We start from the raw sequence: 25,988 nt of genomic DNA, 5'->3' as shown, positions 1-25,988 counted from the left end.
CGATGTCTCCCCCGTTATCGCTTGAACGGGAACCTATGCAGCGCGCGGGGCCGGAGTCAAAGCGTGGCTATTCACAGGCGGGTCACTCGCTGCCGTACCTGTGATAGGTCGAGCGATCGCCGGTGCGGACGCTGACATCGAACGCGTCGCCGTCGCGCTCCATCCGCAGCTTGACGACGGAGCCGGCTGGTCCGACCGCCCAGAGCTTGCGATAGAAGTCGCCGACATCGTCCAGCACCTCGCCATTCAGCGCATGCAGGATGTCGCCCCGTTGCAGGCCGGCGCGGTCGGCAGGCCCGCCATCCGAGATGCCGCCGACCACGAGCTGGCCCAGATGCTCGACCGTATAGATGCCGAGCCAGGGGCGCGACGGCGTCGACAGGCGTCCGGTGGCGACCAGCTCCTCGAAGATCGGCTTCAACCGGTTGATCGGCACATACATGTTGCCCGGGAAGGCCGGCGATCCCGGGCCCAGCGCCTCCTGCACCAGCAGCGAGCCGACACCGAGCAGCGCACCGTCCTGGCCGATCAGCGCCGAGCCACCCCATAGCGGATAGGCCGGAACCGTGAAGATGGCGCTGTCGAGCAGGTACTCCCAGTAGCCGGCGAACTCCCGCCGACCCGCGACCTTGACCTTGAGGGCGGCCTTCTCGCCGCCCAGGCCCGCGACAAAGGCCTCGCCGCGCAGGGTGAGGGAATCGGAATCGCCGAACGGCATCGGCTTCAGCGGGAGCGGAGACTCCGTCCGCACGAGTCCGAAACCGCTCTCATAATCGTAGCCGACGATGCGGGCGGCCGTCTCGTTGCCCTCGATGTCGGTGATCGTGACCGTGTCGGCTTCCATGATGAGATAGCCGATGGTGAGAACCAAGCCGTCGTCGTCGACCAGGATGCCGTGACCTTCACGCTCCGTGCCCAAAGTCTGGGCCGAGCGACGGCTCTCCGGAATGGTGGTCTTGACGCCGACCACAGCGGGCAGCGCCGCCGCGACCGGAGGCGGCAGGCTAGAGCCGCCGCCGGGGGTGCGGGCGACCACGCCCTCGTCGCCGGGAGGAGGCCAATGGCCCGACCCGTTTGCGGAACCGTTCAACCCTCGGGCCATCCGCACACCTCCGCCGCGCACCATGCGCGTCCACAGTCTCAAAGATAGGCGTCCGCCGTCGCGATTGCTATATGACGGTGCATGGCGCCCCCCGCCGATCCGTTCGAAATCACCGATGACCCCGCTCCGGCCGATCCGGTCCCGGCGAGGCGTGCCCTCGCGCCCACGGCCCATCTCGAAGGGCTGAACGACGAGCAGCGCCAGGCCGTCACCCATGCCGGCGGCCCTTTGCTGGTCCTGGCCGGCGCCGGCACCGGCAAGACCCGCGTGCTCACCACCCGGATCGCCCATCTGCTGCTTACCGGCCAGACCCGGACATCGCAGATTCTGGCGGTCACCTTCACCAACAAGGCCGCGCGCGAAATGCTGGATCGCGTGGCGAAGCTGATCGGCGGCGCGGCGGATGGAATGTGGCTGGGGACCTTCCACGCGATCGGCGTGCGGGTGCTGCGCCGTCACGCCGAGCTGATCGGGCTCAAGAGCAATTTCACCATCCTCGACACCGACGACCAGACGCGACTGATCAAGCAGCTGCTGCAGGCCGAGGGCATCGACGACAAGAAATGGCCGGCGCGGATCCTGTCAGGGATCATCCAGCGCTGGAAGGATCGCGCGCTGACGCCCGACAAGGTATCGGGTGCCGAAGCCGGCGACTTCGCCAACGGCAAGGCCGCCGACATCTACCGCCAGTACCAGGAGCGTCTCGCCGAGGTGAACGCCGTCGATTTCGGCGACCTGGTGATGCATTGCGTCACGCTTTGGCAGAAGCATCCCGACATCCTGGCGATCTATCACAACCGCTTCCGGCACATCCTCGTCGACGAATACCAGGACACCAACGTCGCCCAGTATCTCTGGCTGCGACTGCTGGCGCAGGGCACGGAGAACGTCTGCTGCGTCGGCGACGACGATCAGTCGATCTATGGCTGGCGCGGCGCCGAGGTGGGCAACATCCTGCGCTTCGAGAAGGATTTCCCCGGCGCCACCATCGTCCGGCTGGAACGCAACTACCGTTCGACGCCGCACATCCTGGCCGCCGCCTCGCACCTGATCTCCCACAACGAGGGACGGCTCGGGAAGACGCTGTGGACCGACACCAAGGAGGGCGAGCGCATCTCGCTGCGCGGCGTCTGGGACGGCGACGAGGAAGCGCGGACCATCGGTGAGGAGATCGAGGCGCTGCAGCGCGACAAGCACAAACTCGCGCAGATCGCGATCCTGGTGCGCGCCGGCTTCCAGACCCGCGAGTTCGAGGAACGGTTCATCACGATGGGCCTGCCCTACCGCGTGATCGGCGGGCCGCGCTTCTACGAACGCCAGGAGATCCGCGACGCGCTGGCCTATTGCCGAGTCACCATCCAGCACGACGACGACCTCGCCTTCGAGCGCATCTACAACACGCCGCGCCGCGGCCTGGGCGAATCGGCCCTGCGCACGCTGCGGCTGATCCAGCGCACGCAAAAGATCTCGCTGTTCGAGGCGACGCGGCGGGCGCTCGAGACCGACGAGCTGAAGGCCCGCCCGCGCAAGTCGCTGGGCGACCTGATCCGGAACTTCGAGCGCTGGCGCACCATGCTCGACGGCATGAGTCATGTCGAAGTGGTCGAAACCATGCTCGACGAGTCCGGCTATACCGACATGCTGCGGCTGGACCGGTCGCCCGAGGCGGAAGGCCGGCTCGAGAACCTGAAAGAGCTCGTCAACGCCCTGCAGGAATTCGATTCGCTGCCGGCATTCATGGAGCACGTGGCCCTGCTCACCGACATGGCATCGCGCGACGACACCGACATGGTGAGCGTGATGACCCTGCACGCTGCCAAGGGGCTTGAGTTCGACACGGTGTTCCTGCCGGGCTGGGAGGAAGGCCTGTTCCCCAACCAGCGCGCCCTCGACGACAAGGGCCAGTCCGGTCTCGAGGAAGAACGGCGGCTGGCCTATGTCGGGCTGACGCGGGCGCGCAAGCGGGGCTATGTTTCCTTCGCCGCCAACCGTCGCGTGTTCAACCAGTGGCAGGCGGCCATCCCGTCGCGTTTCCTGCGCGAACTGCCACCCGCCCAACTGGCACAAAGCAGCGATGCCGGCCTCTACGCCACCTACTCCGCCGGCCATCATGGCGGGCTGCGCGATCAGGCCAGCGGTTTCGAATACGAGAGCCTGGGCGTTCCCGGCCGCCGCGGCCGCTATCGCGACGAGACAATCGACGACCGGCGCGCGACCGAGGGCGACCGGGTCGATCTCAGCATCGGCCAGCGCGTCTTCCACCAGAAGTTCGGCTACGGTCTCATCGTCGCCGTCGACGGCAACAAGCTCGACATCGAATTCGAGAAGGCCGGCCCCAAGAAGGTGCTCGACAGTTTCATCGAAGCCGCCTGATCAGAAGCTACAGGAGAGAAACACCATGTTCCGCCGCTCCGCCCTTGCCCTCGGCTCCGCCCTTTCCGTCGTGCTCGCCTCCGGCGCCGGCTTCGCGCAGACCGGCAAGGTAACGATCGTCACCTCGTTCTCCAAGGATGTCACCGACCCGATCAAGAAGGCCTTCGAGAAGGCCGTGCCGGGCGCCACGCTGGAAGTGCAGAACCGCAACACCAATGCCGGCGTTAAGTTCATCGAGGAGACCAAGGGCAACAACCAGGTCGATCTCTTCTGGGCCTCCGCGCCCGACGCGTTCGAGGTGCTGAAGGGCAAGAAGCTGCTCAGCCCCTACAAGCCCAAGGCCACCGGCATCGCCGACAAGGTCGGCTCTTATCCGGTCAACCACAAGGACGGCTTCTATTCCGGCTTCGCGGCCTCGGGCTACGGCATCATGTGGAACGAGCGCTACGTGAAGGCCAACAAGTTGCCGACGCCGAAGGAGTGGCAGGACCTCGCGCAGGCGCCCTACTTCGACCATGTGTCGATCTCGGCGCCATCACGCTCGGGCACGACGCATCTCACGATCGAGACGATCCTGCAGGGCGAAGGCTGGGACAAGGGCTGGCGCACGACCAAGGACATCGCCGGCAACCTGCGCACCGTCACCGACCGTTCGTTCGGCGTGCCGGAGGCGGTGAACTCGGGTCAGGTCGGCTATGGCATCGTCATCGACTTCTTCGCCTTCTCCTCGCAGGGCGCGGGCTTTCCTGTGAAGTTCGTGTACCCGTCGGTGACGACGCTGGTCCCGGCCAATGTCGGCGTCGTCGCCAACGCCCCGAACAAGGCCGGCGCCGAGGCCTTCATCGAGTTCCTTCTGTCGCCCACCGGCCAGGAGGTCCTGCTGGAGCCGACGATCCGCCGCCTGCCGGTGCGCCCCGATACCTACGCCAAGGCGCCGGCCGGCTATCCCAACCCGTTCAAGGACAAGAACCTCCAGGGTCTGCTGACCTTCAACGCCGAGGTGTCCGAGAAGCGGACGGCGGCGGTCGACACCTTGTTCGACCAGCTCATCACCTTCCAACTCGAGCCGCTCAAGGCCGTGACCAAGGTGCTGCACGAGGTCGATGCCGCCTTGAAGAAGAAGGACAATGCCCAGGCCCGCGCGCTGGCCAAGGAAGCCCGTGACCTGATCGCCGCCATGCCGATCACCGAAGCGCAGGCCGCCTCGCCCGAGATCAAGGCCGCCTTCACCGGGGGAAAGGTAAAGTCTTCGCGCCAGGCCGAGCTGGAACAGCAGTGGGCCGCCTTCGCCAAGGAGAAGTACGCCGCCGCCAAGGCCAAGGCCGACGAGGCGCTGAAGCTGGCGCGCTAGTGCGTCGGATATGACTCAAGGGTCCTTCGCTGCGCTCAGGATGACAGCGTCTTCTGCATCGACGCACTGCGCCAAGCACAGAAAAGTTGTCATCCTGAGCGCAGCGAAGGACCTTTCTTTCGTTGATGGTCGAAGCGAATGACGTCGGTTCGGTCGCCCGGCCAGGTCGCGCTGGCACTCGCGATCGCGCTGTTCCTCGGCGTCTTCCTGATCGTGCCGGTGGCGACTGTCGTCTATGTCGCCTTCACCGAGAAGGGCGGCGGCGGACTGACGCTCGTGAACTTCCTCGACTTCGGGCGCACCGACCTGTTCGTCCGCTCGTTCTGGAACTCGGTCTACGTGTCGGCGATGACGGTCGTGTGGGCGTCGGTGCTGGCGCTGCCGCTCGCCTATCTGACGACGCGCTTCGAGTTCCGCGGCGCCATGCTGGTGCAGACGCTGGGCTTCCTGCCGCTGATCATGCCGCCCTTCGTCGGCGCGGTGGCGATGCAACTGCTGTTCGGCCGAAACGGCTCGGTGAACCTGCTGCTCGACGAGTGGTTCGACTTCAAGATCGGCTTCATGGAAGGGCTGAACGGCGTCATCTTCCTGCAGGCCATCCACTATTTCCCGTTCATCCTGGTCAACCTCTCGGCGGCGCTGCGCAACATCGACCGCAGCATGGAAGAAGCCGCGCAGAACCTGGGCTCGCACGGGCTGCGGCTGTTCCGCCGCATCGCACTGCCGCTGGCGCTGCCGGGCTACGTCGCCGGCGCCAGCCTGGTGTTCGTGAAGGTGTTCGACGACGTGGCGACGCCACTGCTGCTTAACGTCAAGGAGATGCTGGCGCCGCAGGCCTATCTGCGCATCACCTCGATCGGCATCGACGACCCGATGGGCTACGTCATCTCCGTCGTGCTGATCCTCGTCGCGGTGGCGACCATGTGGGCGACGGCGCTGGTCATGAAGGGCAAGGACTACGCCACGACCCAGCGCGGCGGCGGCGGCCTCGCCCGCCGGCAGTTGCGGCCACGCGAACAGGCGCTGGCCTATGGCGTCGTGATCCTGATCCTGGCGCTGGTGCTGGCGCCGCATGTCGGGCTGGTGCTGCTGTCCTTTGCCACGGTCTGGTCCTACAGCCCCCTGCCCGACGGCTATACGCTGGCCCACTACACGCGCGTACTGGGCGACAGCTCGGTCTACATCAAGAACACACTGCTCTATTCGGGCCTCGCCGCGACCATCGACGTCGCGATCGGCGGCGCCATCGCCTATCTCGTCCTGCGCACACGACTGCCGGGACGGCAGTGGCTCGACTGGGCCGCCAGCACCGCGCTCGCGGTGCCTGGCGTCGTCCTGGGCATCGGCTATCTGCGCGCCTTCTATGGCGTCAGCCTGCCCGACGGCACGCCGCTCGCGACCCTGTGGATCGTGATCGTGCTGGCCATCGCCATCCGCCGCCTGCCCTACGCGCTGCGTGCCGCCTATGCTGCCCTGCAGCAGATCTCGGTCTCGCTGGAGGAGGCGGCGGAGAATCTCGGGGCCACCAAGGCGCGCACGGTTCGGCGGGTCGTGATCCCGCTGATGACTGGCGGATTGCTGGCCGGCTTCGTCACCAGTTTCGCCACGGCCGCGGTCGAACTGTCGGCTGTGCTGATCCTGGTGCAATCCAACTCGGATGCGCCGCTGGCCTACGGGCTCTACGTGCTGATGCAGACTCCGGCCGGACGCGGCGCCGGCGCCGCACTGGGCGTGATCGCCGTCCTCATCGTGGCGATCTGCATGGGACTGTCGCAGCTCGCCGTCGACCGCTCGCAACGGGCTAGGGGCCTCGATATATGACGGAGATGACCCTGTCGAAGCCGGCTCGCGCCGTGGGCATAGAGATCACGGGCGTGAACCTTTCCTACGGCGCGACCCATGTGCTGAGGGATGTCGCCCTCTCGATCCGTCCCGGCGAGTTCTTCGCCTTCCTCGGCCCCTCAGGATGCGGCAAGACCACCCTGCTGCGGCTGATCGCGGGCTTTGCCCAGGCGCAGACCGGCAAGGTGCTGCTGGACGGACAGGATGTGGCGCCGCTGCCGCCTTGGAAGCGCGACGTCGGCATGGTGTTCCAGAGCTACGCGCTGTGGCCGCACATGACCGTCGCGAAGAACGTCGCCTTCGGGCTGGAGGAACGCCGCCTGCCGCGCGCCGAGATCGACCGCCGCGTTTCGCAGGCGCTGGAACTGGTCGGTCTCTCCGCCTATGCCGAGCGGCGACCGGCGCAGCTCTCGGGCGGTCAGCAGCAGCGCGTCGCCGTGGCGCGCACCATCGCCATCGAGCCCAAGGTGCTGCTGCTCGACGAGCCGCTGTCCAACCTCGACGCCAAGATGCGGGTCAGTGTCCGGCGCGAACTGCGCTCACTGCAGCAACGGCTGGGACTCACGACGATCTTCGTGACCCACGACCAAGAGGAGGCCAACACGATCTGCGACCGCATCGCCGTGATGGACGCCGGCCGGGTCCAGCAGGTCGGCACGCCGATGGAGCTCTACGAGAACCCGGCGAACCTGTTCGTCGCCAATTTCCTGGGCTCGGCCAACATTCTGGACGAGCGCGCCGGCGTGCCGATCCCCGCCGGCAAGCGCCTGGTGTTCCGGCCCCAGCATGCCGCCCTCACGTCACCCGAAGGTGCCGCCCTGCGCGGGCCGGTCACGCATCGCGAATTCCTGGGCGCGACCGTCCGTTACGCCGTGCACATCGGCGACAGCGAGGTCCTGATCGAGACGCCATTCCAGTCCGGCGGCGAGTTGCGCGCCGTCGGCGACACTGTCGGCGTGGACTTGCCGCCCCGGCGCATGCTCTTCCTTCCGGCATGAACATGAGCAAAGTACGCAAGGCCGGCTTCGTCGCGCCCGCCCCGCACCGCGCCGACTGGGAAACCCTGCTGGAGGAACGGCTGGGCGAGGAAGGCTTCATCGTCGCGAGCTGCGAGGTCTCGCGCGACGGTCCCTGGCGCATCGACATTTTCGGCGAGGGTGACGAGGCGCTGGTCGAGGCGGCCATCGAGGCTTCCGCCCGGGCCCTCGGTCTCGACGTGCCCCGCTGGGCGTGGGAGGAGCTGCCCGACATCGACTGGCTGGCCGAGAACCAGCGTTCCTTCCGGCCCTTCGCCGTCGGTCCCTTCTGGGTGCACCCGTCGCACGTGACGGAGGGCCGGCCCGCGAGCCTGCTGGCGCTGCGCATCGACGCCGGCCTGGCGTTCGGTACCGGCACCCATGCCACCACCCGCGGCTGCCTGGAGATGTTGGCGACGCTCGATCCGACCGAGACGGTCAACGCCGTCGACGTGGGCTGCGGCAGCGGCATCCTCGCCATCGCCATGGCCAAGCTCTGGAAGCGGCCGGTGACCGGCGGCGACAACGATGCCGAGGCGGTGGAAGTCGCCCGGGAGAACGCGGCACTGAATGGTGTGCCGGAGTTCTGCTCCTTCTTCGTCTCCTCGGGCCTGCAGGCCGCCGAGCTGGCGGGCCGCGGGCGCTACGACCTGGTCGTGGCGAACATCCTGGCGGGGCCATTGCTCGACCTCGCGGAGGAATTCGGCGCGGCGGTGCGCCCCGGCGGGCGCGTGCTGCTGAGCGGCCTGCTGGTCGAGCAGGCGGCGGGCATCCTCACCGGCTATGAACGATACGGCTTCACCTTCGAACGCCGCATCGACCTGGAGACGGGCGGCGCCTGGTGGCGCAGCCTGATCCTGCGCCGGAGCTGACGCCCAAAACGAAAGGGCCGGCTTACGCCGGCCCCCTTACGCTTACGCTTACGCTACTCAACAGTCGGCTACGCCGCGCGGCGCAGATTCTGGTTTGCGGCAGTGACCTGCCCGCCGACATCGTCGAACCGCGGAGCCACACCCTCGGCGGCCTCACGGATCGCGAAGGTGATGTCGGCCCGGCACAGGCCGAGGTCGGACAGTTCGCGGTCGGTCATGCGGTGGAGCTGGGCCTCGGCGGCGCGCAGCTTGAGGTCGGCCTTGATCCCGCCGACGGCGCGATCATACACGCGGCCTGCCCACAGGACCGCCTCACCCAACGCATTCGCCAGCCATTCGGCACGCGCGTAGCGGGCGCGCAGCTCGAGCAGGCGGCGATCGTCGAGGGTGAAGCTGATCTTGGTATTTGCGTTTCCCCCCGCCGGCGCAGTTTCGCTGGTCAGATCCTTAAAGGTCCGAATCGGCTGGGTCATCATGAGTCTCTCCTTCTATTGTGCGGCGCGATAGGCGATGCTGCACTGCACCCAGCAAATATAGAGCCTTGAGTTGCAACAATAAGTGCGGAGTCTGAAGGGTCGATATGCGCTTGACGCATGGCGAGCTTATTTGAGCATTTCGCACTTGCGAGCGAAATATTATTGCTCGGTTTGATTGGCCCCACCACCCCGCGTAGGGTTCGCCTCATCATGACGACCGCTCCTGACGACGTACTCGCCCTGCTCCGCCGCCGTGGCCGCGGCACGGATGCCGCTTCCCTCGGCGACCTGATGCGCGGAGTCGCCGCCGCCCCCGAAAGCCTCTCCGGCCCGGAATGGGTAGAGCTCATCGATCCGGCAGCTGACGCCGAATTGACCACCGCCTTGTCCAAGTGGCGGGCAGAGCTGGCGGCCGCCGACGACGGGCTGCAGGCAAGCCCGGCGCCGGTCGCACGCCTGGCCGACCTGCGGGCCGAGCTGAAGCGTCGCGGGCTGGACGGTTTCGTCGTGCCTCGGGCGGACGAACATCAGGGCGAATACGTGCCCCGCCGCTCGCAGCGCCTGGGATGGCTCACCGGCTTCAGCGGGTCAGCGGGCCTCGCGATCGTGCTGGCGGACCGTGCGGCCATCTTCGTCGATGGCCGCTACACCCTCGCCGTGCGCGACCAGGTCGACGTCGCGGCCTTCGTGCCGCGCCAGATTCCCGAGCAGTCGGCCGAACAGTGGATCGCCGAGAACCTGCCCAAGGGCGGCCGGCTGGGCTTCGATCCCTGGCTGCAGACCGTCGATGGCTACGACCGCTTCGCCCGCGCCTGCCAGCGGGCGGGCGGCAGTTTCCTCGCCGTCGAGTCCAATCCGGTCGATTCGGTGTGGCGCGAACGGCCGCCGGCGCCGCTGGCGCCGGTCCTGCCGCATCCGGTGGAGTTCGCCGGCGAGACCAGCGAGAGCAAACGTGCCCGCATCGCCTCGATCGTGGCCGGCCGGAACGCCGATGTGGCACTGATCACCGCCCCCGATTCGATCGCCTGGCTGCTCAACGTGCGGGGCGGCGACGTCCCGCGCACCCCGTTCGCGCTCGGATTCGCACTGATCCATAGCGACGGGCACGTCGATCTCTACATGGACCGCCGCAAGATCCCCGATCGGACCGTCGCCTGGCTGGGCAATGCCGTGACGCTGGCGCCGCCCGACGAGCTGGGCGGTGCGCTGGACATGCTGGGCAAGCTCGGCAAGCGCGTGCTGGTCGAGACCTCGACGGCGCCCTACTGGGCTGCGACCCGGCTGCAGGGCGCGGGCGCGACCCTGGTCCGTGACGCCGATCCCGTCTCCCTCCCCAAGGCCTGCAAGAACGCGGTCGAGCTCGAAGGCATCCGGACCGCCCATCGCCGTGACGGCACCGCCGTCAGCCGCTTCCTGGGATGGCTCGATCGCGAGTCCGGCTCCGGCACTTTGCGCGAAATCGAGGTGTCCGACCGGCTGCAGGCGCTGCGCGAGGAAACCGGCAAGCTGCGCGACCTCAGCTTCGACACGATCTCGGGCGCAGGCGCCAATGGCGCGATCGTTCATTACCGCGCTTCCGAGGCCAGCCAGCGCAGGCTCGAGCCCGGCAGCCTCTACCTCGTGGACTCGGGCGGGCAGTATCGCGACGGCACGACCGACATCACCCGCACGGTTGCGGTCGGCACCCCGTCGCCAGAGATGAAGGATCGCTTCACGCGCGTCCTCAAGGGCCACATTGCCCTGGCCAGCGCCCGCTTTCCGGTCGGCACCACCGGTTCGCAGCTCGACGTGCTGGCGCGCCATGCGCTGTGGCAGGTCGGCCTCGATTACGATCACGGCACCGGGCACGGCGTCGGCGCCTATCTCTCGGTCCACGAGGGGCCGCATCGCATCTCCAAGATGCCGAATTCGGTCGCCCTGCAGCCCGGCATGATCGTCAGCAACGAGCCCGGCTACTACAAGACCGGCGCCTACGGCATCCGCATCGAGAATCTGGTCGCTGTGAGGGAGGTCGAGATCGCGGGCGCCGACCGCCGCTACCTCGAGTTCGAGACGCTGACCCTGGCACCCATCGACCTCACCTGCGTCGAGCACCGCCTGCTGACCGAGGCGGAGCGCCAGTGGCTCAACGACTATCACCGCCGGGTGCGCGAGACCGTCGGCTCCACCGTCGACGAGGCAACCCTTGCCTGGCTCGCAGAGGCGACACGCCCGATCTGATCCGGAGCGTGATCGCGATACACACGAACTGCAGTTCAGGACTGCCGCCTCTCCTGCGCAACGAATGCAAGCCGCGAGCAACGCCCCAATGGGGAAGGTCGTTGGCCCCGCATGGCCAAGTCGACCAAGCCCCCAGCCTCCGAGTTGGACAAACTGTTGGACGCCGAACGCCGGGCCCGCGAGCGCTACGACCGGCTCGCCGGCTATCCCGATGAAATCCGGGAAGCAGCGCATTCCCTGTGGCAGGCCGCGTCCGAGGCGCTCGGCGACTATCGCAGGCGCGCGCAACCGAAGCGTGACTAAGGAGGCCACCAATACTCAACAGTGCGTTCCTCAGCTTTGCGCAGGCGCCAGCGGCGCGTATGGCGGCGCGGACGGACCAGCTTTTGTGGCTGCCCAGATTGTCCATGATGACGACGTCACCTAGCTTGAGGGTCGGTACCAAGAACTGGCGGACGTGGGCAAGGAAGCTTGTGCCGTTGGTCGGACCGTCGAAGACGCAGGGAGCGGCGATGCGGTCGTGTCGCAGGGCTGCCAGGAAGGTCAGCGTCTTCCAGTGCCCGTGAGGCATTTGGCCGTCAGCGGTGTGCCGCGCTGGGTCCAGCCATGGGTTCGGGCCATGTTGGTCTTGGCCCAGGTCTCGTCGATGAAGACCAGCCGCCGGGGATCGATCCGGCCCTGGTACTTCCGCCACCAAGCCCGCCGCCGGGCAATGTCAGGCCGATCCTGCTCGCTGGCGAACACGGTTTTTTTGAAGCTGATCCCAGCCGCACGCAGGAACCGCCACAGCGTGTCGCACGACACCGTCACGCCCCGGTCGCGCATCTCCGCCAGCAGCGCATGCAGCGTCAGATCCGGCTTCTCCTCCAGCCGCCCCAACAGCCAGTCCCGCTCGCTATCCAGCTTGCAACCCCGGCGGCCGCCCATTGGCCTGGGCGCCGGACTGCCGGTCGAGCGCGCCAGTTGTACCCACTTCACGACGCTCGACACGCTCATCCGGAACAGCGCCGAGACCTGACGGGACTGACCGTCACCGACCGCCGCAACCACGCGCTCCCGCAGGTCCATCGAATAGGCTCGGGTCATCCTGCTGACCTCCTATCAATCAGCAGTTTGAATCACAGTCCTCTCGATTGGGGAATCCCTTCCGATTCCGCCAGATCCAGAAAGACCCTAAACCGTATTGCACCCGACCTACCGGCAAGCGATCACGAGGAGTTCTTTAGGCTGCTGACCTCACACGTTCCCTCCGGCCAAACCGTATCCTGCGCTGTACGAAAAGGGCCAAAAGTGGCATGCCCGTGGGGTCTTTGACCGCGCAACAGGACTCGTCACATCTGTCGAGCTTGAGGCTGCTGCCATCAGGGAGAAAGTTGGCGTGATCGATAGTGTATTGCGGTGGACAGATCGTTTCCTTCGGCCGAGCCTTGTGCGCTTCCGTTCCGGTGAGCGGCGATTGGAAATCGTTCACCCAGACGAAGCCGCCGAACGTGCACGCATCGAAAACAACAATCCCCTGATACGCTATGCGAAGTCTATCACGTCGCAGGCCGGCGAAGATGGCGTGATCGCCCGCATACTTGAGCAGCTGCAGATCACCGGTGGCTGGTGCGTCGAGTTCGGCGCCTGGGACGGCAAGTTCAACGCCAATACGTGGGACCTTGTGCACAATCACAGCTGGAAAGCCGTATATATCGAAGCCAACGAAACGGCTTACGCCAAGCTCTCGGCAAATTCGTCGGCGTTGCCGGACGTCTACTGCCTCAACGAATTCATCGAGATCGAGGGCCCTAAATCTCTCGACGCGCTGCTCGCAAGAACGCCCCTGCCCCGAGATTTCGATTTACTTGTAATCGATATTGACAGCAATGACTGGCATATATGGCGATCATTGCAAGGCTATCGACCAAAGATCGTGATGATCGAGTTCAGCGAGTTCTGCCCACCCGACATCTACTATGTGAAAGATCCGCTCGCGCCAGGGCCCTCGTCGGCTTCCCTTTCCGCAGTCTGCGATCTCGCTAAACAGAAGGGCTACAACCTTATAGCCGTGGTTGGCGGGAACGCCATCTTCGTACTCCACGAATACTCATCGCTATTCGAGATCCGCGACAATTCCCCTCAAGGCATGTTCCGGTCGTTTGCTAACACTCGACTGTTTCAAAGCTACGACGGAACACTCTTCCTAGCCGGCAATCGAGAACTGATCTGGCGCCATCAGCGCGACGGAAACGGGGAGATCAAGCGGATCCACGTATCGGACTCGGACATCCAAGTCTTGCCACAGGGCCTTCGCGTGTTCCGCCCTCGGCTGACGTACAGCAACTCTTTCCTAGACGAGAATGCCGGTCGCTTCGACAGGTCCAGAATCCCGGCTAATCGATTGTTGGATTTCCAGCAGAACGTCTCATCCGAATGTGGCGAAGACGGAATCCTCTCACATCTGTTCGACAGGCTGGGCGCCGCCAGTAGCTACTGCGTCGAAGTGGGCGCAAACGACGGAGTACGCTTTTCTAATACCTTTGCTCTCATACGTGATCGAGGCTGGAGCGGGCTCATGATAGAGAGCGATAGTGCCGCCTATCGCAAACTTCAGAGCACCTATGAGGGTTCCGAACGCGTCCGCACGGTGAACGCCACCGTTTCCTCGACCGGCCCCAACAGCCTCGGCCATCTGCTTTCGACGTCCTCGGCACCGAGTGAGATCGATTTCCTTTGCCTCGATGTGGAAGGCAACGACTATCATTTATGGGCGAATTTGCGTGGATATCACCCACGTGTCGTCATGATCGACTTCAATCCGACGATCCCAAATGATGTGCTTTTCGTCCAGGAAGACAGCACCCTCAAGAACGACGGCGCCTCCCTCAGGGCCCTGATCGAACTCGGGACAGCGCTGGGCTACGAACTCGCTGCAGCAACGAACTGGAACGCCATCTTCGTCCGTTGCGATCTCTTCGGAAAGCTGGGGATCAGTGATAATGACATCGATAAGATGTACTATCCAGCATTCGAAATGCGAGTGTTCTGGTCCATCAATTGCTACCTTCATATTTCTGGTTGTGATCGACTAGTCCGACACAACTATGTTTTCGATCCAGAGCAGATTCAGCCGATTCCTGCGAATGTCCGCACCATTCCTTACGCGAGCGAACTGGGGGGCGGCCCTGTGAGCACTTTCTTTAGCTGAGGTCTTCACATGACCGTTTATACCGACCTCACCGGGCGCGCCCTGACGGTTATCCGGCGCAGCCTGCCGAAACATCAGTGGGACCAGTTCGCCGAAAAGATCGTACGCGACCGTCATGACATAGAAGGGCACCTTCGGGAAGAACCACCGTTGGGCCACTTCAATGACCTGCTGGCAGACTTGCGAGGTCGCTCGCACGTTCAGATCCCGATCACACTGACCAATGTTGAGGAGTTGCGCCGGTACTTCGACGATCAGCCGGTTCACAAAGGCGCGAATGCTCTCTCCTTCGATGGGCGGGCAAAGTCCCTCGCGGCCGCCCGCCGAGATTTTCCGCTGGCGGCCTATTCCGCCGAGTCGGTCATTCGGGCTCCGGGCCTGATCGACGTTATGAACGACCCGCGCCTACTCCACCTAATCGAATCTTATCTCGGATGCGTGCCCACGCTGTATTCCGTCAATGCGTGGTGGTCGTTCGTTGCGCCCAAGCCAGAAATGACGAACGTTCAATTTTTTCATCGCGATACCGACGACTGGCGATTCCTAACACTTTTCATCTATCTCACGGACGTTGCCGCGGATGGAGGACCGCATGAGGTCGTGCCCGAATCGCACTCCCTCGACGGCATGAATAAGTTGATCAAGGGCATCCGGTTCTGGCGCCCGAAAATGGACACTGAGCGCAGCTTCGTAGACGATATGGGCGAAGAGTTTTCGCGCACCTGCGAGCTGCATTTCAAGAATGCGGCAGCGCAACTTGTCGGGCCTGCCGGATCGATGCACGTCGTCAATACGCTCGCCCTACATCGCGGCATTGTCCCGACCCGTACGGACAGGCTTGTGGTATGGGCTCGATATGGACTCGGCCCCAACACGAATTCGGCAGACCTTGAGAGAGGCCCTCTAGGAATTCGGTTTGTGCCAACAAAGCTCCAAGGCACACCTCGTGATCGATACGTCAACCGCCTGCTGATGGAGTTTGATCGGAAGGTACCGTAAGCTTAGCGCGTATAGTCAGAGCAGACTCGGGCTGGGTGCCACTGCCGTGAGCGATTGACGCTGCTTACTTGACGGCGACCACGGTGCAGCCTTGCACAATCGAGGCAGCCTAATCGGAGGGCGTCTTGCTTGGCTTAGCCCATGACGACGACCTATCGCTACTTCGCCCGCTTCGCCAAATTGGCACAACGTCACGACGGCCGATTCGTCCTAATCACCAATCCACTGCCTTGTGTCGTCCGACATGACGCCATCGATCATGATATCGAGCGCCAGCTCTCTAACTTCAGACGCGACTACCCCACCGCTGTGATCCCGCTCCGCTTCTTACCGGGAGGCTGATCCAGGTGTCCTCGCGGAACGCGGGCATCTTAAATCGGCCGGCGCCACGGAGCACTCACGGCGGATTGGCAATGTCTTGATGCGGATAGCGCAACTGCAGCCGAACGCCGTCGAGACCGAAAAGGACAGCAGCACCGACAAGAGCCGCTCACACTAATAGCTAAGATACCACGTTGGAGCGCGGCGTTACCATGGCTGCATGTTTACTCAGCATTACAGCGCTCGACCATTGTTCAGCTCGAAGTTCCGCCACTTATCAGCAAGCATCGACGCACCCGATAGAAGCGATGCACCAGCGCCGAGATAGGGAGAACTGTCGGCTGTGTTAAGCGCACGGGTGGTCTCCAGGACGCCCGTATTGCCGTAGCCGACGGCGGCCACCTGATAGTCGTAGGCCTCGCGCGCCGCCTTGGCGCGCAAGGCCAGCGAATCGACTTCACCGGCGGCGGCCGTGTCCCCCAGGATGTCCGCCGGGCTTCCCTCGAGGTCCGTTCCCTGCGCGGCGAGGCGGGCGGTCTGCGCTCCGATCCTTTGGTTGGTGAGCCGGCGGCTGTTCTCCTCGGCGGCCCGCCCCTGCCGGAGCGCCTCGTCGGCTCGCCTTTTCATCACCTCCTCGTTCTGGCGCGCGACCTGGGACTGGTAGACCGCCTGCGCGGCGGTGGCCGCCACCGCCTGCTGTTTTGTCTGCTGCTGCTGAAGCTGGCCGGCGAAGCCCACAGCCGTACCGGCGGCCGACAGGCCGAGTGAGAGAATGGTGGCCGTGCTCATGCCTGACATGTCGTGGTCTTCCTGCGTGTCATGAGTTTGTCGAGCTCGTCGGTAAATTCACGCTCGGCGGCGTCGACGTCGCACGCCGCGGTGGCGAAGATCATCGTCAGCTGGGTGTCAGTCAGCGCGACGAAGGCCTGCTTGCGGCCGGCGCTGGCCGGCAGGACATTGTAGCCGTGTAACTCGAGCGGTCCGCCCTCGACATGCACGATGGCGTCGCCATTCACGATCAACAGTGTCGGGATCTTGATCAGCACACCGGTGATCATCACGCCGGCCGGCACCCGGACGGTCCGAGCATAGAGGCCCGCATGGAGGACATGGTCGGTGCCGATGGACACCTGCGGGAGTGCCGAGGCCAGGGTCTCGAGTTGCCGTACCCGGTCGATCGCCGCGGCACTCATCGCCGCGATATGGGGGCGCACGGGAGCGAGGTCAGGCATCGCCAACCTTCTTGAAGAATACCCGGCTGGTCTCCGCATAGCCGACGCGGGGCAACACCTTGAAGAGATCCCCCTCGAACGGAGCGCTGACCAGCAGACCCGGCGATCCCGCGTGACGCGCCATATCTTCGGCGGCCCTCAGGAGCTTCAATCCCGCGCCCGTCCCACGATGCGCCCGGGCGACAAAGAAACTCTCGCTCACTGCCACGGCGACCCCATAGTGAGGCAGTACCGGCGCAAGCAGGGTCAGGAAGCCGACCAGCCGCCCCTCATGGGTAGCACTCAACACCTGAAGCAAGCCGCGACCCTCGAGTTCACGGTAGCTGTCCATCCTGGCGGCGGGGGCAGGCAGGCCTGTGATGGCTGATTCGGCGGCATATTCGGCCAGGAGAGCTCTCAGGTCCGGGTCCCGCTCCAAGGCTGCGACGCTGCTCCGCTGCACGTTCATGGCGCCTCCTTACAGATGCGATGGAACCGGCCATGCGATAGAGCGAAGACCGGCCCGATCTCGAAGCCGAGCCAGCGCAGCCAGCGGATCGCGGCGCCATGCCGTGCGTCGACGACGTTGCGCAGCGAATCGAACCAGGTGAGCCAGTGCGCGACCAGACGGCGACTTTCGGCCAGGAACACACGCCGATGGCGGCTCACCAGATCCGACCCGAGGAGCCATGGCACACCGGTGGAACCGACCAGGCTGAACGGCGACACACCGGCCATGCAGATGATGCGGCCGGCACGATCGCGCGCCGTCCAGGCCTCGCGCGCCGTTGCAAGTCCGTGAAGAAGGCTCTCCGCTGGTCCGGCGATCGGGTCGACAGGCCCGAGCAGGGCCAGGACTTCCGCCCGATCCTCCAGGCGCAGCGCCGGCGCTAGCTCGGCGGCATCCCCCGGGACGGCATGGCGGATGATCATCACCACCCGCGCTCCGCAATCAGCCGCCACTGCCACTTACTTCGGGTTATCACGGTGCGCGCGCCGGTCGTCTTGTGCAATACAACGACGTTAGTGCTAACAATTACTCCCATATCGTTCCGAGCAACTCGGTGCGTTAATGCCGTATTCACCGAGCCGTCGTCGATCCAAAGGGAACCGCCGCCGATTTCGTCGCCGACCGCATACCCGGCGTCCGTCACAGTGCATTGAATCCGGAAGTCGCTGAGTTGCGGAACCACACCAATCGAGTGGCTCTTGGTGGTAGCTGTATTAGCCGGAGGCAGGGTCGCTATGTATCCTGAGTCATATCGCGCGTTGTAGGCGAATGCGATGATGTTGATGACGGTCGCACTATCGGTCGCCGCCTCGCCTACCATGACGAGGTTCACCTGGGGCGCGCTCGTGCCGTTACCGAGATAGCCGCGCATTTCCGCTATGTTGAAGGTGAACTGACCGTTCGCGACGGAGGGCGTACCGCCGAACTGGTAGATTGGCGTCAGGAGCGTGCTGCCGGTCGTCAGGACGCCGCCCGCAACGGTCACATAGAGGAAGTTCGGCGCCGCGGCCGCGCGATTGGCGGCGAGGCCCGTCCAGGTGAGAGGGCCAGTGGCGACACCGATCACGTCGACCGGAGCGCCCGTCGCAGCCGACCAGCCGGCGGCCGCGGTCGCGACAAGCGGATAGGTCGATGACACATTGGTCGTCTGCAACGTAAGCGTGCCCGATGTGGCTGGCAGGAAGTTGGGCAGGCCGGCAGCGGTCACGGGACCGGCGCTCACCGTCTGGCGGCGGCCCGAGAAGACGGGATAGGAAGGGGTCTGCCAGGCCGCGTCGGCGCCGCTTATGCCCAGGAACTGGCCCGACGTGCCGCGCGGCAGCCGCTTGTACCCGCCGCCATCGCGCGTCAGCAGATCGCCCGGCATGGTCAGCCTGTCGATGCCGCCGCGGAAGGCCTGCAGGGACTGGATCAGCGCATAGTTGTTCTGCTCGGTCGCCGGGTCGCTGATGCTGCTCACGGTCGTGCGTCCGACGATCTCGGCGAGCTGCTGGATTGCCATGTAGATCTCGTCGAAGCGGCGCTCCACCACCTCGGGATAATAGCCTCCCTGGTTCGAGAGCACCGTCGTCTGCGTATAGGGCACAGTGCGAACGATGGTGAGCTTCGTGCCGGTGCCGAGGGCGGGCCCGCCGAGCGGGTAGGTGACCGAGCCACCGCCCAGTCTGCCGATACCGGTGGCGGCATAGAGCGACGAGGACAGGGTCGTCTCGACGCCCGCGCCATCGGTCAGGATGACCGAGAGATGGGCGTCGCTGAGGACCGGGAAGCCGTAGGGAAAGACCGTGGCACTGCCGTTTCCGGCATAGGTCACCTTGCGGTCGGTATTCGTGAGGGCCATGGCTCAGGCTCCGGTTTCGAGGCGGGGAATGATGGCGAGGACAGTCGCGGGCAGCGGGTGACCCTGGCGCACGAAGACCCGGCCGGCCGCGTTCCAGTCAGGATCGATCAGCACGCGCTCGTCGCCCGTCGTCAGCAGCGTGGGGTATCCCGGCTGCTCGCCGGAGCGCTCCTTGATTTCGACGAGACGGTCGCGGGTCGGGCCGGCGCTGAGGCCGCGTGTATCCTTCACCCTCAGCACCACCTCGTTCACCACCTTCTGACGGCCCTGCAGGGTCGGCGGCCCGGCCTCTAGATTCAGTGTTTCGAGGTCGCAGACATACGGAAGGCCAGCGACGATCGAGCCGGAGGCCCGCGGCAGGACGATCGTGCCGTTGGTCACGGTCGCGTTGGGCTGCACCGATCCATCGGCCAGCACCGCGAGCTCGCGTCCCTCGAGGTGCCAGAGCCCGCCCAGAGTGCGCGAGGCCAGCGCCCAATTCCCGGTCGCACGACCCTGCAGGCTGGCATGCGGCGCGATGTCGAGCGTGGCGCTGACATGGCTCGTATCGATGTACGACACGACCGTCGCAGTCACCTGGTTCTGACCGTCTCGCAGAATGTAGTTGCCGCCCACCGAGGCGGCGCTGAACGGGGCATGGCCCGCGGCCGTAAGGGTCACCTCGTCCCCCGCGCCATAGGCGGTCCCCGTGATCGCGAGCGTGCGACCCGCTTCGCCGTTCCAGCCGTCGTGGCGGATGCCGCAATCGACGCACCAGGCGGCCTGCACATCCTTGAAACCGCGGCTTGCCATGCGCTCGACGAAACGCTTCGTCTCACCGCCGACGGTGCGCTTCACGGAAAAATATAGAATCGTCTCGTCCAACTCCTGCACCGTCGCGACGCTCTCGACGAAGCCATCGGTAACGTGCCGCGACCAGGCATAGACGTCATGTTCCTTGAGGTAAGTGAAGGCCAGCAGCACGCCGTCGGCGCGGACGCACCAGACAATGCCGTGCGGATCGCGCGCATAGGCCCATTCTGCGATGCCGTGTGTCTCGAACAGGTGGCCAGCGAGGATCGACACGTTGCGGCCAGCCCAGCTGTCGGAGCCGAAATCATAGGCCACATCGCGAACCTTCTTGGCGGACGCCGTGACGTAAAGAGCCGCACTCTCGGTGGCGATCGGCGGGATCTCGGCGATACCCTCGTAGCTCTGCGGCTTAACGGCACAATTGGCCGGCGTCATGACGTCGGCCTGCGCGCCGGCCCATGCCTTCCACACCGCGCCCGAGGTCCAGACCAGCAGCACGTTGAGGCTCAGCAGGTGGCGGATCTCGTTCACCTCGCGGCTGGCAATGGTGCGGGTGATGGCGTCGCTATCCTTCGACGGCGAACTGGTATTCATGTTGTTGAACGCCGCCGAGGCCGACGAATAGAGCGTCTGTGGCTTCTGGTTGGTGCGGGCGTACCATTGCCGCCCCTCGTGGTAAGTCGAGCAGCCGGGATACTTATCCGCGGCGTCGAACGGGTTCTTGTCCTCCGGCGGCGTGTCGGACGTGTCCGGCGCCACCGTCGTATCGGTGAAGCCCGTGGTGCCGTCCCCTGCCCGGCCGATGAAGCCATAGACCCCGTTCTTGCCCTTGTAGACGTTGTAGGAGTTCGCACCGGCAGCATTGGTCCAGGTGATCTTCGACGTCTGCGTCGTGGCGCTCGTGGATGCCGAGGCGACGCTTTCCTCACCGGTTTCCTCTGCGACTGCGGTCACGACATAGTCGAAGCCCGAGCCGGCCGAACTGGAAGCCAGCGAGGTCGGCGGCCGCTGGGTCGGGGCGTAGGTGATGGTGGCGAGAGACCAGACAGCATGGCCGGTGCGGGTGAGGTTGCGCGGCGCATGGGACGGGTGCGTCAGCGTCATGGTATCGGCGCTCTGCACGTACTTCAGCAGCGCCAGGTCGGATTCGGGGTATGGTGTTGGGATCGTGTAGACGCGGGCCACCGTGCCGCCAGCGGTCCAATCGCCATAACCCGATGTGTCGATCCCTATGGCGAAGGTCGAGCCGCCCAGCACCGTCACCGCGAAGCGGCGACGGTTGAGTTCGCGCATGCCCTCGATCCCGTCGAGCCAGATCGCATCGCCGTTCGACAGGCCGTGCGGCATGGCGGTCGTCACGATGCCGGGACTGGTGCGCGTGATGCCGACGATCGAGATGGGCGGCTCGAGCACGTAACCGCCCTCCTTGACGACGCGCATCCTGCGGTCGCCGAACTCGAGCACATAGGTCTGCTGCGTGTTGAAGCTGAACGGGATCAGCCGGCTACGCACCGTCGCGTCGCAGGTCTCGCCCACGAAGGCCGTTCCGGCGCGGGTGCTGACCCCGCCGAACGGATGGACGAACCAGTTGAGACATGTCGCGAGACCCACCTGATACTTGGCGAGGTCGACCCGCCCCTGCAGCGCCGGCGCCAATTCGCCGGCGGCGAAGCTTGGCAGAAGGATGGGCATGGTCATGGCGCGCTTCCGTCGAAGCCACGCACTGCGAGGCTTTGCGCCATCCGGCCCGCGTCACCGGCGATTACACCCTCGTTTGCGCTGTCGGCCATGGCGCGCTCGATCCGCTGCTGGGCCTGCAGGGCCAGACGTTCGGCGAGATCGGCCTTCTGCGTAATCGCGTGCGCGATCGCGGCCGCAAGGCAGTCGACGAAGGCAAGGATGAAACCAGGTGTGAAGCGGGCCGGATCGACCACACGCTGCGCGAAAACCGCCGCAACGCGCTCCTCATTGCAGTAGAGGAAAGTGCCACTGCCGTTCGAGGCGATTTCGAAGCCGCGGGCGGGCTCGCCCCACATCCAGGTCGAGGCGCCGAACTCGAGCCGCCGCATGCGCAGACAGTCCGACGGGTAAGCGTAGCTGGCGGCCCAGCGCGCCGGCGGACTCCCGGACGGGGCGAGCGCCTGGGTCACCCGGTTAAAGTTCCAGTCGACGAGCGACTGCAGCTCGTCGCGAACGGTCGTGTACCAGAGATTGATCTGGCGGGCCTCGGTGCTGTTCTCGGTCAGGTCGGCGATGGTGGCACGCGTGCCGAGCCGGCTCAGCGCCATGTTGCCGATGTCGGTGTCAGCCGGCATCTAGCGCCCTCCTCCCGTCACAACGGCTTTCTCGAGCGCCGCCGACTTCTGCGCCGAGCCCGAACTCGAACCGACCCAATAGGCGACGATATCGCCGAACTTGGCACCGAGCGTGCCCAGCAGGATGTAGGCGATCTCGCGCGAGGCGGCCGGGATCTCCTGGCGCACGACGAACCAGAGGGCCGCCATGAACGCCGCCGTGACCAGCAGGCTGACGGCGACGGCACCCCAGGCGATCGCCGAGCCGGCCTTCGCAAGCTCGACGGTCTGGCTTCGGGCGCTCGCCACGTCGGCGAGCTGCGCCTGCAGCGTGTCGAATTCCTGCCGGCGGGCGTCGGCCTCGGCCTGGATCACCGCCATTCTGAACTGTAGCGCGAGATTGGGGTCGGCCGCGATGGCCCGCTCGATGCCGGCAGCATCGGACGCGCCCAGAATCTCCTGGGCGATACCGGAGACCTTGGCGACGGCGGCGCCCGTCCTGTCGCCCATGATCCAGGAGGCGACGGTCGGCGCGAGGCTGAGCAGCAGGGGAAGGAACGGCATCAGGCAGGCTCCTGCGAGAGGAAGAGTGAGCGTTCGGCGGCACGGCGTATGACGAGGCCTGGCAGAGGCCCGTAGGCGCCGCGGTTCCAGCGTTTGAACTGTTCAGCCGCCCCGGCCACGTCGCCGGCATTCAGCAGCCGCAGCAGGGTCGAACTGGCGAAGGCCGACCGTCCGACGTTGAAGACGAAGCTCGTCAGCGCATCGAACTGCCCTTGCGACAGCGGCACGTCGACGAGCCGTTGCACGGCATGCTCCGCCATGCCGAGATCCTCGCGCAGCCAGGCGGTGGCCTGCTCTTCACTGCACGTGTCGCCCCGCCGCACGCCGCGCGTATGGCCGTAGCCGATGGTCCAGGGCTCGCCGGTCTCGCCGTTGCCCGGGTCGGGATAGGCCTCCGTCTCCAGGCCTTCCGAAGCCTTGATCATCGCGAGCCCGGCGCCCGACGTGGCCAGCAGCAGGTTTACGGGATGACTCATGGCGCCCTCGTGTTGGGAACGATTGACCACAGGCGCTGCCACAGGCCGTCGATCTTCACGTCCTGCGCGTCATTGCGTCGGTCCATGCTGTCGAGCCGCTGTCCATGCGCACTGAATCGGCTTTCGCTCACGCCCTGCATGGCGGCCACCTGGGACTGCAGGCTGCGAACCGCAGCCGTCGTATCGTCCAGGGTCGAGAGCGTACGCTGCGAAAGCAGGACGAGCAGAGCCACGCCGCCACCGACCAGCCAGCGATAAGCCTGCACGCCGAAGCCGGCCTTACCGTTGGCGACGTTCCCGTTCGGGAGTTCGTCGCGGCTCATGCGCCGGCCCAGACGGTTGTCTCGGGAAACGACGGATCGCTGCCGTCGAGCCGCGGGAGTGCCAGGAGGAAATCCCGGTGCGTCTCGTGTGACGGATCAACCAGTACATCGATGCCCAGCACGAAGACGCCGCCCTCTCTCTCGACAGGGTTCAGCGCTGCTGCCAGCGTCGAGATCGAAGGACCGCGCACATGGTCAGCCTGGCCGGCTGTCAGGAGGATGAACATCGCCATCAGACCTGTGCTCCCACGGAGGTAGCCCACGCCTGGACGTTGTTGAAGCGCGCTTGCCGCTGTGTCGCGTCCAGTGCGGCGCCGTACGCGACGAAGCCCAGCGAGGCCGGCCGGAACTGCGCCGGAGTACCGTTGTTGTTCGAGGCACCGACAAAGAGGCTGTGAACGGGGAGCGCCGCGCCCAAGTTCGTTGGAGACAGCGATTGCGTCAGGTCGACGCCATTTCTGGCGCAGTAGATATCGCCTGTGGTCGCCCCTGTGCGGCCCGCCTGAGAGAGCCCTACGCTGGTATATGGCGTGTTTAGGCTATAGGAGGCGCCGACCATATTGGGAGCCGGAAGCAGGGCGTTGCCATTGCGGGGATAAAGCGAAAGGGCGCGACCCGATCCGGAATTCACGCCGATCGCCGTGGTCACCCCACTGATGTTCGTCCGCTCGTACGACTCGATATGGACGTTGCTTATTCCCATCACGACAGCATGGCTGTTCGCGACGAAGCCCGTGTCGATGTAGGACGTGGTCCCGTTGAACGTGTAGTCGCGGTCAGGCGTGAAGGCGGGCGAATTGACCGCCACCGCGAGCCGCCTCTGTTTCAACGACGTGAGCGCCTGGGGGGCATTCTCGGCCCACAAGCCGAAATAGTCGTCGGTCAGCGCCCAGTTGCCTACGGCCTTCTCACTGAACACGAACTGATCAATGATGATCAGTCTCGCGAGGGAAACCGAGCCGCCATTGGCGACAACCGCGTCTCGCCAAGACAGAAGGTCGGCGTCGAAGGCACGGGATCCGCCGCGCATCCTGTTCAGAACAGTGATGGGCATGCTCAGCCCCCGACGTAGACGGTGAGCTTCTGGCCGCTGGCGCCGAACTGGGTCATGGCGCTCTGCGCCTCCTTCCCCGTGATCTGCACCGTGTCGCCGCCCGACAGGGATATGCCGGCGTCCAGGGCGCAGCTGCCTCCCGTCGGATCGATGGCTGCATCGGCGTTGGTCCTCGTGCTGCTTACGATGACGAGGCGCCGGCTGGCGTCGGCCGGGACCAGTTCCGCCGAGGCACCGGACATGGTGACGCTCGACTTCACCAGCGCCGTCCCGGTGAGGGTGGTCAGCACGACCGGCAATGGGCTTGCCTCCGAGACGGGCACGGCACTGCGTCGCGCACCGGATTGATAGGCGATGTCTTGAGCCATGAAACTTCTCCTCGCGGTGGCGGGACCGACCCGGTGGCCGGTCCCATCTGCGGCTACAGATCGACAGTCACTGCCCGGCGATCACTGAACGAGGACGACCTGGTCGCCGGGCCGCGCGGCCTTGACCGGCGCGCCGTCTCCGCGGCCGGCCAGCGGATCGCCGAAGATCGGCGTATCGCCCGCGCTGCGGCGGCGCGGCGCGTCGATCGGGACCAGCGAGAGGCCCGGCGGGCCGGACCACAGGATGCGCGCCCCGATCGGATGGAGCTGCACGCCGTCGTAGAAGGGATTGTCGACGACGACGTATTCGGCGGACTTCTCGTTCTTCTCTTGCCTGGCCATATCGATGTCTCCACTCAGCTTACGGTGAAGCCCGACGCGTAGGCCCGGCTGGCCTGACGGTCGTGGGCGAGGAACGCGGTGAATGTGCCCGCGGTCAGCGGGCCGGTGGCCACCGTGTAGTTGGTGCGCAGGTAGCGCTCGGCATCGAGCGGCACCCTCACCCGCAGCACCTCGGTTCCCGCCGCCAGCGCGGCCTTGCCGATCGCCCCGGAATTCGCGAGCACGGCCGGCGAGGAGAAGCCCGCATTGTCATCGGTCTCCAGCGTGAAGGTGACGGTCGCGGCGCCGGCGGCCGTCACGCTCTGCGTGACCAGGATCACCAGTTCCAGCGGCTCGCCGTTTCCCATGTCACGGGCGGCACCGAGGTCCACGATGTCGGTCGAGGCGGCGGACGCGGTTACCGCCTGGTCGGTGCCGAAGGTGTTGAGCTTGTCGTACATCATGATGTCTG

Annotated in this window: 27 protein-coding genes and 1 pseudogene; 10 read left to right on the top strand and 18 right to left on the bottom strand. The window is 65.5% G+C overall.

Features of this window, described 5'->3' with window-relative positions; all coding sequences use genetic code 11:
- Positions 1-82: 82 nt before the first annotated feature.
- The gene (locus ACT6UX_RS06100) at positions 83-1,036 is read right to left on the bottom strand and encodes a S1C family serine protease (protein WP_444774252.1); all 954 of its coding nucleotides are present in this window, start codon (positions 1,034-1,036) and stop codon (positions 83-85) included.
- Positions 1,037-1,183: 147 nt separating this feature from the next.
- Between ACT6UX_RS06100 and ACT6UX_RS06095 the strand changes: the two genes are divergently transcribed.
- The 5 genes from ACT6UX_RS06095 (at position 1,184) to ACT6UX_RS06075 (ending at position 8,556) form a co-directional block, all read left to right on the top strand.
- Complete coding sequence (locus ACT6UX_RS06095; RefSeq protein WP_444774251.1) at positions 1,184-3,475, top strand: ATP-dependent helicase; 2,292 nt, start codon at positions 1,184-1,186, stop codon at positions 3,473-3,475.
- 25 nt (positions 3,476-3,500) lie between these two features.
- Positions 3,501-4,826: an ABC transporter substrate-binding protein gene (locus tag ACT6UX_RS06090; RefSeq protein ID WP_444774250.1), complete on the top strand. Its 1,326-nt coding sequence runs from the start codon at positions 3,501-3,503 to the stop codon at positions 4,824-4,826.
- 138 nt (positions 4,827-4,964) lie between these two features.
- A complete protein-coding gene (locus tag ACT6UX_RS06085; RefSeq protein WP_444774249.1) occupies positions 4,965-6,647 on the top strand; it encodes an ABC transporter permease in 1,683 nt (560 codons plus the stop codon).
- Positions 6,644-7,666: an ABC transporter ATP-binding protein gene (locus ACT6UX_RS06080; RefSeq protein WP_444774248.1), complete on the top strand. Its 1,023-nt coding sequence runs from the start codon at positions 6,644-6,646 to the stop codon at positions 7,664-7,666. The genes ACT6UX_RS06085 and ACT6UX_RS06080 overlap by 4 nt, the downstream gene beginning before the upstream one ends.
- A gap of 2 nt (positions 7,667-7,668) precedes the next feature.
- Positions 7,669-8,556, top strand: a complete 888-nt coding sequence (locus tag ACT6UX_RS06075) for a 50S ribosomal protein L11 methyltransferase (protein WP_444774247.1) — start codon at positions 7,669-7,671, stop codon at positions 8,554-8,556.
- Between the two features lie 68 nt (positions 8,557-8,624).
- Here the strand turns inward: ACT6UX_RS06075 and ACT6UX_RS06070 are convergent, their stop codons facing one another.
- Positions 8,625-9,032, bottom strand: coding sequence for a DUF1127 domain-containing protein (locus tag ACT6UX_RS06070; RefSeq protein ID WP_444774246.1), 408 nt, complete (start codon positions 9,030-9,032; stop codon positions 8,625-8,627).
- Positions 9,033-9,242: 210 nt separating this feature from the next.
- Here ACT6UX_RS06070 and ACT6UX_RS06065 point away from each other — a divergent pair, with 210 nt between their 5' ends.
- Entirely contained in the window at positions 9,243-11,252 is a 2,010-nt protein-coding gene (locus tag ACT6UX_RS06065) for an aminopeptidase P family protein (RefSeq protein ID WP_444774245.1), read from the top strand.
- A gap of 111 nt (positions 11,253-11,363) precedes the next feature.
- Positions 11,364-11,555 carry a hypothetical protein gene (locus ACT6UX_RS06060; RefSeq protein ID WP_444774426.1) on the top strand — a complete coding sequence of 64 codons (192 nt, stop codon included), beginning with the start codon at positions 11,364-11,366 and terminating at the stop codon, positions 11,553-11,555.
- 43 nt (positions 11,556-11,598) lie between these two features.
- Here ACT6UX_RS06060 and ACT6UX_RS06055 read toward each other — a convergent pair.
- Positions 11,599-12,338: pseudogene (locus ACT6UX_RS06055) on the bottom strand (IS630 family transposase); the annotation flags it as partial.
- Between the two features lie 292 nt (positions 12,339-12,630).
- On the opposite strand from ACT6UX_RS06055, the gene ACT6UX_RS06050 reads away from it, so the two are divergent.
- The 3 genes from ACT6UX_RS06050 to ACT6UX_RS06040 all read left to right on the top strand — a co-directional run bounded on the left by ACT6UX_RS06050 (position 12,631) and on the right by ACT6UX_RS06040 (position 15,783).
- Complete coding sequence (locus tag ACT6UX_RS06050; protein WP_444774244.1) at positions 12,631-14,442, top strand: hypothetical protein; 1,812 nt, start codon at positions 12,631-12,633, stop codon at positions 14,440-14,442.
- Positions 14,443-14,451: 9 nt separating this feature from the next.
- Entirely contained in the window at positions 14,452-15,441 is a 990-nt protein-coding gene (locus tag ACT6UX_RS06045; RefSeq protein WP_444774243.1) for a hypothetical protein, read from the top strand.
- A 141-nt stretch (positions 15,442-15,582) separates the two neighbouring features.
- Positions 15,583-15,783 carry a hypothetical protein gene (locus tag ACT6UX_RS06040; RefSeq protein WP_444774242.1) on the top strand — a complete coding sequence of 67 codons (201 nt, stop codon included), beginning with the start codon at positions 15,583-15,585 and terminating at the stop codon, positions 15,781-15,783.
- 213 nt (positions 15,784-15,996) lie between these two features.
- Here ACT6UX_RS06040 and ACT6UX_RS06035 read toward each other — a convergent pair whose 3' ends face one another.
- The 15 genes from ACT6UX_RS06035 to ACT6UX_RS05965 all read right to left on the bottom strand — a co-directional run bounded on the left by ACT6UX_RS06035 (position 15,997) and on the right by ACT6UX_RS05965 (position 25,980).
- Positions 15,997-16,551: a virion core protein, T7 gp14 family gene (locus ACT6UX_RS06035; RefSeq protein ID WP_444774241.1), complete on the bottom strand. Its 555-nt coding sequence runs from the start codon at positions 16,549-16,551 to the stop codon at positions 15,997-15,999.
- On the bottom strand, positions 16,548-16,994 hold the full coding sequence (locus tag ACT6UX_RS06030) for a hypothetical protein (protein ID WP_444774240.1): 447 nt from the start codon (positions 16,992-16,994) through the stop codon (positions 16,548-16,550). Before ACT6UX_RS06030 ends, ACT6UX_RS06035 begins: the two co-directional genes overlap by 4 nt.
- On the bottom strand, positions 16,987-17,442 hold the full coding sequence (locus ACT6UX_RS06025; protein WP_444774239.1) for a GNAT family N-acetyltransferase: 456 nt from the start codon (positions 17,440-17,442) through the stop codon (positions 16,987-16,989). Before ACT6UX_RS06025 ends, ACT6UX_RS06030 begins: the two co-directional genes overlap by 8 nt.
- A complete protein-coding gene (locus ACT6UX_RS06020; RefSeq protein ID WP_444774238.1) occupies positions 17,439-17,906 on the bottom strand; it encodes a hypothetical protein in 468 nt (155 codons plus the stop codon). Before ACT6UX_RS06020 ends, ACT6UX_RS06025 begins: the two co-directional genes overlap by 4 nt.
- The gene (locus tag ACT6UX_RS06015; RefSeq protein WP_444774237.1) at positions 17,906-19,324 is read right to left on the bottom strand and encodes a hypothetical protein; all 1,419 of its coding nucleotides are present in this window, start codon (positions 19,322-19,324) and stop codon (positions 17,906-17,908) included. The genes ACT6UX_RS06020 and ACT6UX_RS06015 overlap by 1 nt, the downstream gene beginning before the upstream one ends.
- Positions 19,325-19,327: 3 nt before the next feature.
- Positions 19,328-21,814, bottom strand: coding sequence for a ubiquitin-activating E1 FCCH domain-containing protein (locus ACT6UX_RS06010; RefSeq protein ID WP_444774236.1), 2,487 nt, complete (start codon positions 21,812-21,814; stop codon positions 19,328-19,330).
- Positions 21,811-22,431, bottom strand: a complete 621-nt coding sequence (locus tag ACT6UX_RS06005) for a hypothetical protein (RefSeq protein WP_444774235.1) — start codon at positions 22,429-22,431, stop codon at positions 21,811-21,813. Before ACT6UX_RS06005 ends, ACT6UX_RS06010 begins: the two co-directional genes overlap by 4 nt.
- On the bottom strand, positions 22,432-22,974 hold the full coding sequence (locus ACT6UX_RS06000) for a hypothetical protein (RefSeq protein WP_444774234.1): 543 nt from the start codon (positions 22,972-22,974) through the stop codon (positions 22,432-22,434). It abuts the gene before it with no gap.
- Complete coding sequence (locus ACT6UX_RS05995; protein WP_444774233.1) at positions 22,974-23,450, bottom strand: lysozyme; 477 nt, start codon at positions 23,448-23,450, stop codon at positions 22,974-22,976. Before ACT6UX_RS05995 ends, ACT6UX_RS06000 begins: the two co-directional genes overlap by 1 nt.
- Complete coding sequence (locus tag ACT6UX_RS05990) at positions 23,447-23,773, bottom strand: hypothetical protein (protein ID WP_444774232.1); 327 nt, start codon at positions 23,771-23,773, stop codon at positions 23,447-23,449. The genes ACT6UX_RS05995 and ACT6UX_RS05990 overlap by 4 nt, the downstream gene beginning before the upstream one ends.
- The gene (locus ACT6UX_RS05985; RefSeq protein ID WP_444774231.1) at positions 23,770-24,006 is read right to left on the bottom strand and encodes a hypothetical protein; all 237 of its coding nucleotides are present in this window, start codon (positions 24,004-24,006) and stop codon (positions 23,770-23,772) included. The genes ACT6UX_RS05990 and ACT6UX_RS05985 overlap by 4 nt, the downstream gene beginning before the upstream one ends.
- On the bottom strand, positions 24,006-24,827 hold the full coding sequence (locus ACT6UX_RS05980) for a hypothetical protein (protein ID WP_444774230.1): 822 nt from the start codon (positions 24,825-24,827) through the stop codon (positions 24,006-24,008). Before ACT6UX_RS05980 ends, ACT6UX_RS05985 begins: the two co-directional genes overlap by 1 nt.
- A gap of 2 nt (positions 24,828-24,829) precedes the next feature.
- Positions 24,830-25,195 (bottom strand): hypothetical protein, encoded by a 366-nt coding sequence (locus ACT6UX_RS05975; RefSeq protein ID WP_444774229.1) that lies wholly within the window; start codon positions 25,193-25,195, stop codon positions 24,830-24,832.
- Between the two features lie 81 nt (positions 25,196-25,276).
- Complete coding sequence (locus ACT6UX_RS05970; RefSeq protein WP_444774228.1) at positions 25,277-25,537, bottom strand: hypothetical protein; 261 nt, start codon at positions 25,535-25,537, stop codon at positions 25,277-25,279.
- A 14-nt stretch (positions 25,538-25,551) separates the two neighbouring features.
- Positions 25,552-25,980: a Bbp16 family capsid cement protein gene (locus tag ACT6UX_RS05965; protein WP_444774227.1), complete on the bottom strand. Its 429-nt coding sequence runs from the start codon at positions 25,978-25,980 to the stop codon at positions 25,552-25,554.
- Positions 25,981-25,988: the final 8 nt, after the last annotated feature.

The sequence above is a fragment of the Reyranella sp. genome (assembly GCF_052439685.1).
In the GTDB taxonomy this organism is placed as follows: domain Bacteria; phylum Pseudomonadota; class Alphaproteobacteria; order Reyranellales; family Reyranellaceae; genus Reyranella.
Note: the sequence above shows the minus strand (reverse complement) of the source record. Positions and strands in the feature narration are given on the sequence as shown.